15 protein-coding genes are annotated in these 12,546 nt (G+C 66.3%); 3 read left to right on the forward strand and 12 right to left on the reverse strand.

Annotation, left to right across the window (positions count from 1 at the left end):
* Window positions 1–19 precede the first annotated feature (19 nt).
* From ACNPP0_RS16340 to mltG, 4 genes are all read right to left on the reverse strand, one after another.
* The gene (locus ACNPP0_RS16340) at window positions 20–790 is read right to left on the reverse strand and encodes a TatD family hydrolase (protein WP_448706471.1); all 771 of its coding nucleotides are present in this window, start codon (window positions 788–790) and stop codon (window positions 20–22) included.
* Window positions 791–871: 81 nt separating this feature from the next.
* The gene (gene holB, locus ACNPP0_RS16345) at window positions 872–1,921 is read right to left on the reverse strand and encodes a DNA polymerase III subunit delta' (RefSeq protein ID WP_448706472.1); all 1,050 of its coding nucleotides are present in this window, start codon (window positions 1,919–1,921) and stop codon (window positions 872–874) included.
* The gene (tmk, locus tag ACNPP0_RS16350) at window positions 1,918–2,541 is read right to left on the reverse strand and encodes a dTMP kinase (protein ID WP_332607678.1); all 624 of its coding nucleotides are present in this window, start codon (window positions 2,539–2,541) and stop codon (window positions 1,918–1,920) included. The genes holB and tmk overlap by 4 nt, the downstream gene beginning before the upstream one ends.
* Window positions 2,538–3,692 carry an endolytic transglycosylase MltG gene (mltG, locus tag ACNPP0_RS16355; RefSeq protein ID WP_448706473.1) on the reverse strand — a complete coding sequence of 385 codons (1,155 nt, stop codon included), beginning with the start codon at window positions 3,690–3,692 and terminating at the stop codon, window positions 2,538–2,540. Before mltG ends, tmk begins: the two co-directional genes overlap by 4 nt.
* A 154-nt stretch (window positions 3,693–3,846) precedes the next feature.
* On the opposite strand from mltG, the gene ygfZ reads away from it, so the two are divergent.
* Window positions 3,847–4,854, forward strand: a complete 1,008-nt coding sequence (gene ygfZ / locus ACNPP0_RS16360) for a CAF17-like 4Fe-4S cluster assembly/insertion protein YgfZ (protein ID WP_448706493.1) — start codon at window positions 3,847–3,849, stop codon at window positions 4,852–4,854.
* Between the two features lie 111 nt (window positions 4,855–4,965).
* Here the strand turns inward: ygfZ and ACNPP0_RS16365 are convergent, their stop codons facing one another.
* From ACNPP0_RS16365 to ACNPP0_RS16395, 7 genes are all read right to left on the reverse strand, one after another.
* A complete protein-coding gene (locus ACNPP0_RS16365) occupies window positions 4,966–5,655 on the reverse strand; it encodes a VIT1/CCC1 transporter family protein (protein ID WP_332607676.1) in 690 nt (229 codons plus the stop codon).
* Window positions 5,656–5,734: 79 nt separating this feature from the next.
* Complete coding sequence (locus ACNPP0_RS16370; RefSeq protein WP_332607675.1) at window positions 5,735–6,172, reverse strand: PaaI family thioesterase; 438 nt, start codon at window positions 6,170–6,172, stop codon at window positions 5,735–5,737.
* 1 nt (window position 6,173) lies between these two features.
* Window positions 6,174–7,064 (reverse strand): 3-hydroxyisobutyrate dehydrogenase, encoded by an 891-nt coding sequence (gene mmsB, locus ACNPP0_RS16375; RefSeq protein ID WP_448706474.1) that lies wholly within the window; start codon window positions 7,062–7,064, stop codon window positions 6,174–6,176.
* A 206-nt stretch (window positions 7,065–7,270) separates the two neighbouring features.
* Window positions 7,271–8,446 carry an enoyl-CoA hydratase/isomerase family protein gene (locus ACNPP0_RS16380; protein WP_448706475.1) on the reverse strand — a complete coding sequence of 392 codons (1,176 nt, stop codon included), beginning with the start codon at window positions 8,444–8,446 and terminating at the stop codon, window positions 7,271–7,273.
* Window positions 8,443–9,597, reverse strand: a complete 1,155-nt coding sequence (locus ACNPP0_RS16385; RefSeq protein WP_332607672.1) for an acyl-CoA dehydrogenase family protein — start codon at window positions 9,595–9,597, stop codon at window positions 8,443–8,445. Before ACNPP0_RS16385 ends, ACNPP0_RS16380 begins: the two co-directional genes overlap by 4 nt.
* 345 nt (window positions 9,598–9,942) lie before the next feature.
* Window positions 9,943–10,290 (reverse strand): RnfH family protein, encoded by a 348-nt coding sequence (locus tag ACNPP0_RS16390; protein ID WP_448706476.1) that lies wholly within the window; start codon window positions 10,288–10,290, stop codon window positions 9,943–9,945.
* Complete coding sequence (locus ACNPP0_RS16395) at window positions 10,280–10,714, reverse strand: type II toxin-antitoxin system RatA family toxin (RefSeq protein WP_046807167.1); 435 nt, start codon at window positions 10,712–10,714, stop codon at window positions 10,280–10,282. Before ACNPP0_RS16395 ends, ACNPP0_RS16390 begins: the two co-directional genes overlap by 11 nt.
* On the opposite strand from ACNPP0_RS16395, the gene ACNPP0_RS16400 reads away from it, so the two are divergent.
* Both ACNPP0_RS16400 and smpB read left to right on the forward strand, forming a co-directional pair.
* Complete coding sequence (locus ACNPP0_RS16400) at window positions 10,707–10,880, forward strand: hypothetical protein (RefSeq protein ID WP_448706477.1); 174 nt, start codon at window positions 10,707–10,709, stop codon at window positions 10,878–10,880. The genes ACNPP0_RS16395 and ACNPP0_RS16400 overlap by 8 nt on opposite strands.
* Entirely contained in the window at window positions 10,877–11,350 is a 474-nt protein-coding gene (smpB, locus tag ACNPP0_RS16405; RefSeq protein WP_006223414.1) for an SsrA-binding protein SmpB, read from the forward strand. The genes ACNPP0_RS16400 and smpB overlap by 4 nt, the downstream gene beginning before the upstream one ends.
* Before the next feature lies 1 nt (window position 11,351).
* Here smpB and ACNPP0_RS16410 read toward each other — a convergent pair whose 3' ends face one another.
* Window positions 11,352–12,539, reverse strand: coding sequence for a GGDEF domain-containing protein (locus tag ACNPP0_RS16410; protein ID WP_448706478.1), 1,188 nt, complete (start codon window positions 12,537–12,539; stop codon window positions 11,352–11,354).
* Between the last annotated feature and the right edge of the window lie 7 nt (window positions 12,540–12,546).

Genomic DNA, 12,546 nt, shown 5'->3' on the forward strand with positions numbered 1-12,546 from the left:
CTTTACGCGCTGCTTGCTCTTACTTCTTGATCTTGCTGAACAGCTTGAAGAAGTTTTCCGTGGACGCGCGCGCCACCTCGGCTACCGGGATGCCTCGCAGGTCTGCGATCTTTTCGGCCACGTGGATGACCTTCGACGGGTCATTCAGCTTGCCGCGATACGGCACCGGCGCCAGGTACGGGGAATCGGTTTCGATCAGCAGGCGGTCCAGCGGCACTTTGCTGGCCACTTCGTGCACGATCTGCGCGTTCTTGAACGTGACGATGCCCGACAACGAGATATAGAAATTCTGATCCAGCGCCGCCTGGGCCACTTCCCAGGTTTCGGTGAAACAGTGCATCACGCCGCCCACCTCGGCCGCCTTCTCTTCCTTGAGCATGCGCACCGTGTCTTCGGCGGACGAACGCGTGTGCACGATCAGCGGCAGGCCGGTGTCGCGCGCGGCGCGGATATGCCGGCGAAAGCGTTCGCGCTGCCAATCCAGCGGTTCGGACAAACGGTAGTAATCCAGCCCGGTTTCGCCGATGGCCACCACCTTGGGGTGCTGCGACAAGCGCGCCAGCTCTTCGGGCGACGGATCGGGCGTGTCTTCGTAATCGGGGTGCACGCCCACCGAGGCCCACAGGTTGGGCTGGGGTTCCACCAGCGACATCAGGCCGGGCCATTCGGGCATGTTGACGCTGACGACCAGTGCGTGGCTGACCTGGTTGGCGGCCATGCGCTCAAGAATGGCCGGCAGATCGGCGGCCAGCTCAGGAAAATTCAAATGACAGTGCGAATCGACGTACATGATGTGACTACATAAAGTGATCGCGGCGCGGCCTGTGCGAAAGAAACATCGCGACAGGCAAAGCGCCGCTGAATCAGGGACTTACGCCTGGCAGGATAGCACCACGCGTTGCAGGGTGGCGTGCGCGAAAAGCTTGGCGTTCAGGGGGTGGGTGGCCAGCGCGCGCTGCCGCGTCAGCCAGCGCGCCGCCTCGGCCACGCGGGCCGTGTTCATGCGCGCGGCCACCTGGGCCACGCCCACGCCCAACGCCGGAAAGTACCGCACGGGCGCGCCGGCGCTGGCCAGCATCAGGTCCGTATACAGGCGTTGCAGGGCGTCGATCCATTCAGTGGCCGGCACCTTTTCCAGCGTTTCGGCCATCGTGCCGACATCGGGCGCCTGCCCCTGCGCCAAGGGGTTGATCAGTTGCGACAGCCAGGGCGGACAAGGCGTATCGCCCGCCTGCGCCAGTCGCAACGCCGCCAGGGGCGCGCCGCCCGCGGCGGCCAGCCATTCCCGCGCGGGCTCGACGTTTTGCGCGCGTAGCCATTGCAGCGCGGTATCGGGGGCGGGCGCCGGCAAGGGCAGGCGCCGGCAGCGCGATACCAAGGTCGGCAGCAGGCGGTCGGGGGCGTCGGCAACCAGCAGGAAAACGGTGTGCGGCGGGGGTTCTTCCAGCACCTTGAGCAAGGCGTTGGACGACACCACGTTCAGGGCGTGCGCGGGGTACAACAGCGCCACGCGCCATCCGCCCCGGTGCGTGGCGGTATTGAACCAGGACTCCAGCGACCGGATCTGGTCGATGCGAATTTCCTTGGACGGAGCACGCTTGGCCGCGCCCGAGGTCGGTTCGGCGTCTTCGGCGGGTTCGGCGGCGTCCGCGCCCTCTTCGACTGCCACGGCTTCGGGCCGGATGCGGCGCAGGTCGGGGTGGTTGCCGCTGGCAAACCAGGCACAGGCCGCGCAATGGCCGCAGGCCAGACCGTTTTCGGGCGTTTCACACAGCAGGCTGGCGGCGGCGGCAATCGCGAAATCCAGCTTGCCGATGCCGGCCAGGCCGTGCACCAGCCACGCGTGCGCAAAGCGGTCGCGGTTGCCCAGCCAGGCGCGCGCCGTTTCCATCTGCCACGGCAGGAACTGGGGCGCGCTCATGTTGTCACGGCCAGCAGCGCCCGCAGCCCGGCTTCCAGTTCCGTACGGATCTGGGCGATGGACCGGGTGGAATCAATGATGTGAATGCGGTGGGGGTTGGCCTGGGCGCGGGCGTGATACGCCTGCCGGGTGCGCTCGAAGAAGGCGGCGCCTTCGCGTTCGAAGCGGTCGGGCTCGCGCGCATCGGCAAGGCGGGCGCGCGCCACTTCCAGGGGGACGTCAAACAGCCAGGTGCGGTCGGGTTGGCCCGCGTGCATCCATTGTTCCAGCACGGCGACCCGTTCCGCGCCCAGCTCGCGGCCACCGCCCTGGTAGGCGTAGGTGGCGTCGGTATAGCGGTCGCACACCACCCAGGCGCCACGCGCCAGCGCCGGCTCGATGACTTGGCGGACATGTTCGCAGCGGGCCGCGAACATCAGCAGGGTTTCGGTATCCAGGCCCATCTGATCGGTCAGCACCAGCGCGCGCAGCTTTTCGCCCAGGGGCGTGCCGCCCGGCTCGCGCGTGGAAACCACGTCCAGCCCCTGACCGCGCAGAAAGTCCGCGATCCAGTCGGTGTGCGTGCTTTTACCGGCGCCGTCCACGCCCTCCAGCGTAATGAAGCGTCCGCGAGAGGTCATTGGTCTTGTCCTTCAGGTGTGTCGGTTTCGGAGTCCGCCGCCGTGCCAGGGCCATCAGGCACGGTGACGGGCGCGGTGGCCGGCGCAGTCGCGGGCGTCAACGCGGGGGTGGGCGTCGGGGTCGGGGTTGGGGTTGGGCGTGCGCCCTGGCCCAGGATGTAGCGCGACACGTTGCGATTGTGGCCGGACAGGTTCTCGGCGAATTCGCTGGTGCCATTGCCGCGCGACACAAAGAACAGGTACTTGTGCTGCTCGGGCTGCACCGCCGCCAGCAGCGCCGCCCTGCCCGCCGCCGCGATGGGGGTGGGCGGCAGCCCGGGTCGCGTGTAGGTGTTCCACGGCGTGTCGGTCTGCAAATCTCGCTTGCGGATCCGGCCCTGGTAAGCGTCGCCCATGCCGTAGATCACGGTGGGGTCGGTTTGCAAGAGCATGCCGATCTTCAGGCGGTTGGTGAACACGCCGGACACGCGGCGCCGGTCAGGCCCGTGCCCCGTTTCCTTTTCGATAATGGACGCCAGCACCAGGGCCTCGTAAGGCGTGGCCACGGGCAGGTCCGCCTGCCGCTTGGCCCAGGTGTCCTGCAAGATGCGCTGGCCTTCCTGATAGGAACGGCGCAGCAGGTCGTAGTCGGTGCTGCCGGGGGTAAAGATGTAGGTGTCGGGAAAGAACAGCCCTTCGGGATGCTTGATGTCGGACCCCAGGCGCGCCATCAGCTCTTCGTCGCTGACTTCGCCCAGCGTCTGCTTGACGTCGGGGTGCTCGCGCAGCGCCTGGCGGATCTGGCGGAACGTCCAGCCCTCAAGAAAGGTGATCTGGCGCTGGGTCATGTCGCCACGCGCCATGCGCTCCAGCAGTTGCCAGGGCGAGTCGCCGTTGATGGCCTGATAGCCGCCCGCCTTCAGCAGCTTGTCCTGTTCGGACAGGCGCGCCATCCAGACAAAGCCGGGCTCCCAGATGGGTACGCCCACGGCGTTCAGCGCGCGCGCGACCGTGCGCGGGCTACTGCCCGGGTCCACCACAAAGTCGATTCTGTCGGCGGGTAGATGCATGGGTCGATGCATCCAGCTCCAGGCGGCGCCAACCGCGGCGGCGGCGGCGATCACGATCAGCAGGAATGACCACAAGACGTAAAAACGGAGTCGCTTCTTCATAAGTCCCAGAAGTTTAATGGATCGCGCGGGCCTGTCGTGGCAAAACCGGGGCCGGACGTTACGGCACGGCCCTTTGCGCGGCGTGGGCAAGGGCCAATGACGCGGTGAAGGCGGCTATCATCTGCACTTTGATGACGTGATCTCAACCGCCGCCATGCACGCTTTCTATTCTTCGATCCCTGCCAGCGCGGAAGGTTGCGCGCCGGGTGCGCCGTGCGCGCCGCTGGATGATTTTCTGGTCTTCAGCGCGTCCGGCGCCGACGCGCTGCCTTTCCTGCACGGCCAACTGACGCAAGACGTTACCGGCCTGCCGCTGGACACCGCCCGCCTGGCGGGCTACTGCACGGCCAAGGGCCGCCTGCTGGCCACCCTGGTCATGTGGCGCGCCGCCCCTGGCGCCGACGACGCACCGCAACTGTATGGGCTGGTGCGCCGCGACCTTTCTGAAGCTCTGCTCAAGCGCCTGTCCATGTTCGTGCTGCGCGCCAAGGTCAAGCTGGCCGCCACCGCCTTGAACGTGGCCGGCGTGCAGGCCACCACCGAACAGGCGGCCGCCCTGGAAGCCGTGACGGGCGCCCTGCCCCGCGCACCGTGGCAACGCGTGGACCTGCCGTCGGGCACCTGGATTGCCGCGCCCTCGGCCAATACCCGCCTGCGCTGGTGGTGGATCGCGTCCGATGAACAGCTGGCCCAGTCTTCGGCTTTGGCGGGCGCGCTTAGCCTGGTTCCCGCTACGCATTGGCAGGTGGCCGATCTTGCCGCGGGCATTCCGTGGATTGCCTCGGCAACACAGGACGTATTCATCCCGCAGACTGTGAACCTGGAACTGGTTCAGGGCGTGAGCTTCACCAAGGGCTGTTACCCCGGCCAGGAAGTGGTGGCGCGCAGCCATTACCGAGGCACGGTGAAGCGGCGCATGGCGTACGGCACCATCGATCAGGCGGGCGGGCAAAGCGCGGCGCTGCCCGGCGTGGACGTGTTCGACGCCACCCAGCCGGGCGAACCCATCGGCCGGGTCGTGGATGCCGCCAGCGAAGCCGGCGTGGCTTCAGTGCTGTTCGAAACGACGCTTGCCGCGCTGCCCCAGGGGGACCTGCGCCTGGGCGCAGAAGACGGCCCGCGCATCACGGTTGGGCCGCTGCCGTATTCCATTACGCCGTGAGTTGAGGCGGACGCGGACGCCGGCCCGGGCGCGGCCGGCGGCGCGTTGTTGCATTACGCCGCAGCAACCGGACGCGGGCGTGCCGTGCGCCGCCGCGCGTCCCACATAACGTCAGACCGCCACCCCAAACAGCGCGCCGACGCCGGCCGTTGCCGCCATCGCAAAAGCGCCCAACAGCGTCACGCGCAGCGCGGCCGGCCCTTTCGGGGCCCCGCCCGCCTGCGCGGCCAGCGTGCCCAGCGCGGCCAGGCACAGCACCGATGCGCCGATCACCCAGCCGATCAATTGCGGCACCGGCGCCGTCACGGCCACGACCAAGGGCAGCGCCGCACCGGCCGCGAACGACGCGGCTGACGCCACGGCGGCCTGCACGGGCCGCGCGCGGTTATGCACGGAGATGCCCAGTTCGTCGCGCGCATGCGCGTCCAGCGCGTCATGGCGGGTCAGTTGCCGCGCCACCTGCGTCGCCAGTTGCCGGGTCAGGCCCCGCTCTACATAGATATCAATCAGTTCGGCAAGCTCTTCTTCCGAATTGCCCTTCAGTGAGCGCTGTTCCATCCGCAGGTCCGCCGCCTCGGTGTCGGCCTGCGAGCGGACGGACACGTATTCACCGACCGCCATGGACAAGGCGCCGGCCACCAGCCCCGCCAGCCCCGACGTCAGAATTGCGCCATGCGAGGCCTGCGCGGCAGCCACCCCGGTGATCAGGCTGGCGGTGGACACGATGCCGTCGTTGGCGCCCAGCACGGCGGCGCGCAGCCAGTTGCTGCGGAAAATTCGGTGGTGTTCTTTGGCAGGCATTACCCGGTACCCATGCAACGCGTGACAAGCGCGTCACGCATCTGCCCCGGGAACGGGCCAGACGCGTGGCGCGCCGGAGTCATCGCGGCGTCACGCGCACCGCGGTCAGCAAGCCTATCACGCAAAGCGTGGCTTGCTCACCTTCGTAGGCGTGCACTTCGACCTGGCAGATCGACAGACGCTTGCCCGGCTTGACCACGCGGCCGCTGGCCACGTAGCGGTCACCCTTGGCCGGCGCCAGGAAGTTCATCTTGAACTCCGATGTCAGTACATCTTCGCCCGGGCCAAACAGCGTGTAGGCGGCGTAACCGCCCGCGCTGTCGGCGATTGTGGTGGAGATGCCGGCGTGCAGAAAACCGTTTTGCTGGCAAAGGTCGGCCCGGTAAGGCAGGCCGATATCCACCCTGCCCGGCTCCACCACATCCAGCTGCGCGCCCAGCAGCCGCATGACGGTCTGCTGGTCGAAGCTGGCCTTGACCCGCGCGGCGGGATCAGCCGACGCTTGTGGCGCGGCCATGTCAGTCTTGCTCGCGCTTGACCAGGTTGACGATGCTGGAGAAATCCAGCCTGCCCGAGCCGCCCGCGCTATGCAGCGAATACAGGTTGCGCGCCAGCTCGCCCAGCGGGATGGAGGCGCGCGTGGACAGCGCGGCCTCGGCGGCCAGGCCCAGGTCCTTAAGCATCAGGTCCACGCCGAAACCGCCGGCGTAACCCTTGGACGCGGGCGCATGGTCCATCACGCCCGGCCAGGGGTTGTAGAGCTCGGTCGCCCAGTTGCGGCCCGAGCTCTTGGCGATGATGTCCGACAGGACCTTCGGATCCAGCCCGTTGGCCACGCCCAGCGCCAGGGCCTCGGACGTACCGGCCATCAGGATGCCCAGCAGCATGTTGTTGCAGATCTTGGCCACCTGACCGGCACCGCCGGGGCCGGCATGGAAGATGTTCTTGCCCATTTTCTCCAGCACGGGCCGGGCGCGTTCCAGCGCGGCCGCGGGGCCGCCCACAATGAACGTCAGCGTGCCCGCCGCCGCGCCCGCCGTGCCGCCGGACACCGGCGCATCGATCATGGCGATGCCGCGCACGTCGGCGGCCTGCGCCAGCTTGCGGGCCGTGTCCGGGGCGATGGTGCTGCAATCGATCACCAACGCGCTGGACGAAATCTTGCCCAGCAGGTCCTGATCCAGGTACAGCCCTTCGACGTGCTTGCTGGCGGGCAGCATGGTCACGACGACGTCCGCGCCCTTGACCGCTTCGGCTGCCGACTCCGCGGCGCTGGCGCCGGCATCGGTCAGCAGCTTCACCGCTGCCGGCACCAGGTCAAAGACCTTGAGGCTATGTCCGGCCTTGATCAGATTCAATGCCATGGGCGCGCCCATGTTGCCCAAACCGATAAACGCGATATTGCTCATGATGTTTTGTCTCCTGGTGCTATGGCTATGGCTATGGCTGTTGCTATTGCTTTAGGTATGGATTCAATGTGACCCGGATGACGGGCTTGGCTTGCCTATCGGAGCAAGCGGAGCACGCGGAGCAAGCGGAGCAAGCGGAGCACGCGGGGCACGCAGCGATACGCGCCGGGGATCGCCGACCCGCGCGTGCTGGCCGGCCCCGGCTATCAGCGCCCTTCCTGCCCCAGGTCGGCCAAGGGATGCGGCTCGCCCTCGCGCCAGGGTTCCTCGAAAAACTTCTGGACCCAGGCGTCGGTTGCCACGTCGATCACCGCCGGGCTCCAGCGCGGCTTCTTGTCCTTGTCGATCAGCAAGGCGCGAATGCCCTCGGCAAAATCTCCATGGGCCGTGCACGCCAGGGCCGCGATGTACTCGGCGCGGAACACGTCGTCCAGCGACCGCAGGCGCATGCGTTGCTGCAAGGCGAAGGCCAATCGCACCGACCCAGGCGAACCGGCTAGCATGGTCGTCGCCGCGCGCGCCAGCCAGGGGTCGTCATGGTCTTTCAGCTGCGCCAGTTCTTCGTAGATCTCGTCCAGGCGGTTGCCCGTGCACAGGTTGTTGATCAGGAACGAATGCTGGCGCAGGTGCCCGGGTTCCAGCGGAGTCTGGGGCTCCAGCGCGGTGAGCGCGCGGCGCAGCAAGCCATCGTTGATGGAGCGCGGCGCCATGGCCTCGTCCGAGGCGCCGGCCGGCTTGCCCGCCCACGGCTGTTCTTCCAGCGACGCCAGCAGGCGCGGCCAGTCGGCATGGTTCAGGCGGAAGTCCGCCAGGCCCGCGAAGAACGCGTCGGCCGTATTCATCTGCGCGCCGGTCAGCGCCAGGAACAGGCCGATGCGGCCCGGCATGCGGTTCAGCAGCCAGCTGCCGCCCACGTCCGGAAACAGGCCGATCGAGACTTCCGGCATCGCCAGGCGCGAGCTTTCGCTGACAACGCGGTGGCTGGCGCCCATCATCAAGCCGATGCCGCCGCCCATGACGATGCCGTGGCCCCAGCACAGCACGGGCTTCGGATACGTGTGAATGCGGTAATCCAGCCGGTATTCGTGCTCGAAAAAGCGGCGCGCGTAGGCGTTGCTCCAGCCGCTTTTACCCGCGTTTTCGCTCATGCTGCGGTAAAGGCCATGCAGGTCACCGCCTGCGCAGAAGGCCTTTTCGCCCGCGCCTTGCAAGACCACCAGGGCCACGCCCGGATCGCGCGCCCATTGGTCCAGGCGCTCGGCCAGCAAGTCCACCATTTCCAGCGACAGGCCGTTCAGGGTTTGCGGCGCGTTCAGCGTCGCTATCCCGAACCGCATGCCGTTCGCCGCGCTTCTTTCTTCGAACAACACCGGTGCATTCATCTTATGTCGGCTCCTTTTTCCAACAATTGGCGGGCAATGATCACGCGCATGATCTCGTTGGTGCCCTCCAGAATCTGATGAACGCGAGTATCGCGCACCAGACGCTCCAAGGGATAGTCCTTCAAGTATCCATAACCGCCGTGAATCTGTTGCGCGTCCAGGCAGATCTGGAAGCCCATGTCGGTGGCAAAGCGCTTGGCCATGGCGCAATAGGTGGCCGCGTCCGGCGCGCCGCCGTCCAGCTTGCAGGCGGCCAGGCGCACCATCTGGCGCGCCGCCACCAGGTGGGTGGCCATGTCCGCCAGCTTGAATTGCAGCGCCTGGAATTCCGCCAGACGGCGGTTGAACTGCCGGCGTTCGTCCATGTAGCGGCGGGCGGCGTCCAGCGCGCCTTGGGCGGCGCCCACCGAGCAGGTGCCGATATTGATGCGGCCGCCGTCCAGGCCCTTCATGGCGATCTTGAAGCCTTCGCCCTCCTGGCCCAGCAGGTTTGCGGCCGGCACGCGGACGTTTTCAAAGGTGATGGGACGAGTGGACTGGCTGTTCCAGCCCATTTTTTCTTCCTTGCGGCCGTAGCTGATGCCCGGGCTATCGGCCGGCACGGCAAACGCGCTGATACCGCCCGCGCCCTCGCCGCCCGTGCGCGCCATGACGACCAGCAGGTCCGTATCGCCCCCGCCTGAAATGAACGCCTTGGCGCCGTTCAACACGTAGTCGTCACCCTGGCGCTGCGCGCGCGTGGACAGGGACGCGGCATCCGATCCGGCGCCTGGTTCGGTCAGGCAGTAAGAAGCCAGTTTCTGGCCGCTGGCCAAGAGCGGGCCCCAGGCCTCGCGCAAGCCGGGCTGGCCCCATTGGCCGACCATCCAGGTGGCCATGTTGTGTATCGTCAGGAAAGCGGTGGTGGACGGGTCCACGGCGGCCATTTCCTCGAATACCAGCGTGGCGTCCAAGCGCGGCAGGCCCAGGCCGCCGATCTCTTCGCTGGCGTAGATGGCGCAAAAGCCCATTTCGCCGGCCCGGGCGAATGCCTCGCGCGGAAAGATGCCTTCAGCGTCCCAGCGCGCGGCGTGAGGGGCCAATTCGCCCTCGGCGTAGTCGCGGGCGGCCTGCGCAAACGCGCGCTGCTCGTCGGTCAGTTCCAAGTCCACAGCCTGTCTCCTGTTGGTGTCGGTATTGTCTGTTGGCGTTGCGGGTCGTCTCGTGAACGCCCGCCCATCGCCGTGGCAAGATGGATTCTGGCATGACGTTAACGTAAACGTAAATATGAAACCGCGTTTATGTTACGCCGGATGCTTGGGAGGTATTTGTCTTGTTGGTGACAATGTCCGGCGGCGCCGACCTGCCGTGGCGGCGCTTACGGAAGGCGGGTGGCAGAAGGCGGGTGGCAGACGGCGGGCAGCAGAAGGCGGGTTGCAGACCGCGGGTGGCAGATGGCGGGTGGCAGATGGCGGGTGGCAGACGGCGGCTTAACAAGGCGGCCCACACGAACCTGCCTACAGCAAGCCCGCGGGGCGCACCCGGCCGTTCTTGGCCGTCTTGGCGCGTCGGTGTTCGGCGCGGCGGCGGCGTGATTCCTTCGGGTCGAAGCTCAGGCCCCGGTAGATTTCGACGCGATCGCCGTCAAACAGCCGCGACTGCGGCTCGGCGGCGCGGCCAAACACGCCCACCCCGCGTTCCCAGGGTTGCACCACCGGAAACGCCTGGCCAAAGCCGCAGGCCGCCAGCGCGTCCGCCACCGTGGCCCCATCAGGCAGGCGCAGTTCGCGCAGCCACACGTGGCCGGGCAAGGCATAGCAGACGCTGACGTTCAGCAACACCGCGTCAGATGGCTCATTCGCCATATTTGGCCTGTGCCCGCTTGGTGAAGGAATCGATGAAGCTGGTGGCGATGCGGTTGAACACCGGCCCCACCACCATTTCCAGCGCGCGGTTCGAAAACGCGTATTCCATGGTGAACAGGACTTTGCAGGCATCTTCCGCCAGCGCCTGGAATTCCCAGTGGCCGACCAGGCTGGAGAATGGGCCATCCACCAGTTCCAGGTCGATCCGGTCGGGATAGACATGGGTATTGCGCGTGGTGAAGCGCTGCTTCATGCCCGCGAAACTGATCAGGATGGAGGCCTGCATGCCATGTTCATCGCGGCTTTGCACCTCGGCCCCGCCGCACCACGGCATGAACTCGGGGTACTTCTCCACGTCGGCAACCAGGTCGAACATCTGGGCGGCGCTGTAAGGCACCAGGACGGATCGTTGTACTTTGTGCATCGACTATCGCAAATGGCTAGAATGGCAAGATTTTACCGGCACCGCGCAACATGAGCCTAATGTGGCGCTTTGCAGCCCGCAAATTGCCGTTATGAGCAAAAAAGGCGTTATGACCAAAAAAGGCGTTATGACCAAAAAAGGCGTTATGCGCAAAAAGGCGTTATGAGCATTATCGACAACCGCAAGGCCACGCACGACTATTTCATCGAAGACCGCTACGAAGCCGGCCTTGTCCTGCAAGGCTGGGAAGTCAAAGCGATTCGCGACGGCCGCGTGCAGCTCAAGGAAAGCTACGTCATCGTACGCGATGGCGAACTGTACCTGCTGGGCATGCACGTCAGCCCACTGCCCACGGCGTCCACCCACATCCACCCCGATGCCATGCGCACGCGCAAGCTGCTGCTCAAGGCCGAGGAAATAAGCAAGCTGATCGGCAAGGTCGAGCAGCGCGGCTACACGCTGGTGCCGCTGAACCTGCACTACAAGAATGGCCGCATCAAGCTGGACTTCGCGCTGGGCCGGGGCAAGAAGCTGTTCGACAAGCGCGACACCGCGCGCGAAAAAGATTGGCAGCGCGAGAAAGAACGCATCATGAAGCACGACACGCGCGCGCCCCGCAAAGACAAAGACGATTGATTCAGGCCGCGGCCGGCATGGCCAGGCGCTCTGCCTGCTCGGCCGGCCCCACGATGCGGTTGCGCCCCGCCGCCTTGGCGGCATAGAGCTTGCGGTCGGCGCGCTCGAAGAACACTTGCAGGTTTTCGCCGGGCACCCATTCGGCCACGCCCGCGCTGAACGTGTACGAAATGGTGCTGCCGCCATGCGCGCAAGGCGTGCGCCGCACGGAATCCAGCAAGCGCGCCGCCACATCCAGCACGGCGTCGCCGCGCATATCCGGAAATAGCACGCCGAATTCCTCGCCGCCGACGCGCCCGACATGGTCGCCGGTGCGCAAGGTGGCCGTGGCCAGCAGGCCGAAATGGCGCAGCACGGCATCGCCCGCCACATGGCCGTGCGTGTCGTTGATGCGCTTGAAATGGTCGATATCCAATAGCAGCAGGGTCAGCGGACGCCGCGTGCGCAGTGCCTGGGCGCAATAGCGTTCGGCCTGCAACCACCACGCCTTGCGCGACATCAGGCCGGTCAGGAAATCGGTGTTGGCCTCTTGCTCGCGGTCGGCCAGCATGCGGTCGTGGATGATCATGATGGTGCCCAGCGTCAGGCACGGCATGATCAGCACGCCCAGCGTCAGGAAGGCGATGTTCCAGACGTTGGGCTCCATCAAGGATTCGGGCAGCGCCAGGTCCAGCGCGTAGATCGCGGCCCGCAACGCACAGACCGCGGCCGAGATCAGCGCCACGGTCCACACGAAGCGATAGCTGTAGCGCGAACGATGCACCGGCATATTGCGCTGGACGGTGACGGCCACCGCAACCAGGAAGCCCATTTGCAGCAGCGACATCGCCACGATGCGCGGGCCGATGCGCCAGTCCACATACGTATAGGCCAGCAACACCACCAGCGCCACCAGGCATGCCAGCGTCATCAGGTGCTTGGGCACGCTAAGCCCCAGCAAGCGCCGCACGCCCGAGTAGTACGAAAACAGCGCCAGGCCCACGGCCGCGTTGGGCACCACGACCGACACCAGCCAGGGCGCCGACGTGTTCTGAAGCGCAAACGTAAAAAACGCCAACAGCGTAAGCAAGTTGGCGCGTATGGTTTCGCGGATGCCGGCCATGCCGCTGCGAGCCAGCGACCCCAGCACGCAGAGCGATAGCACCCCCGCCAGTGCTGCTATCAGAAGCAAATTAACGGGAGCGATCATGGGCGGC

This window comes from Achromobacter semiaridum, from assembly GCF_053543755.1.

What these genes read in the sequence shown, in the direction of transcription:
- ACNPP0_RS16340 (WP_448706471.1), bottom strand. Translation starts at nt 790, where the DNA reads ATGTACGTCGATTCGCACTGTCATTTGAATTTTCCTGAGCTGGCCGCC.
- holB (WP_448706472.1), bottom strand. Translation starts at nt 1,921, where the DNA reads ATGAGCGCGCCCCAGTTCCTGCCGTGGCAGATGGAAACGGCGCGCGCC.
- tmk (WP_332607678.1), bottom strand. Translation starts at nt 2,541, where the DNA reads ATGACCTCTCGCGGACGCTTCATTACGCTGGAGGGCGTGGACGGCGCC.
- mltG (WP_448706473.1), bottom strand. Translation starts at nt 3,692, where the DNA reads ATGAAGAAGCGACTCCGTTTTTACGTCTTGTGGTCATTCCTGCTGATC.
- ygfZ (WP_448706493.1), top strand. Translation starts at nt 3,847, where the DNA reads ATGCACGCTTTCTATTCTTCGATCCCTGCCAGCGCGGAAGGTTGCGCG.
- ACNPP0_RS16365 (WP_332607676.1), bottom strand. Translation starts at nt 5,655, where the DNA reads ATGCCTGCCAAAGAACACCACCGAATTTTCCGCAGCAACTGGCTGCGC.
- ACNPP0_RS16370 (WP_332607675.1), bottom strand. Translation starts at nt 6,172, where the DNA reads ATGGCCGCGCCACAAGCGTCGGCTGATCCCGCCGCGCGGGTCAAGGCC.
- mmsB (WP_448706474.1), bottom strand. Translation starts at nt 7,064, where the DNA reads ATGAGCAATATCGCGTTTATCGGTTTGGGCAACATGGGCGCGCCCATG.
- ACNPP0_RS16380 (WP_448706475.1), bottom strand. Translation starts at nt 8,446, where the DNA reads ATGAATGCACCGGTGTTGTTCGAAGAAAGAAGCGCGGCGAACGGCATG.
- ACNPP0_RS16390 (WP_448706476.1), bottom strand. Translation starts at nt 10,290, where the DNA reads ATGGCGAATGAGCCATCTGACGCGGTGTTGCTGAACGTCAGCGTCTGC.
- ACNPP0_RS16395 (WP_046807167.1), bottom strand. Translation starts at nt 10,714, where the DNA reads ATGCACAAAGTACAACGATCCGTCCTGGTGCCTTACAGCGCCGCCCAG.
- smpB (WP_006223414.1), top strand. Translation starts at nt 10,877, where the DNA reads ATGAGCATTATCGACAACCGCAAGGCCACGCACGACTATTTCATCGAA.
- ACNPP0_RS16410 (WP_448706478.1), bottom strand. Translation starts at nt 12,539, where the DNA reads ATGATCGCTCCCGTTAATTTGCTTCTGATAGCAGCACTGGCGGGGGTG.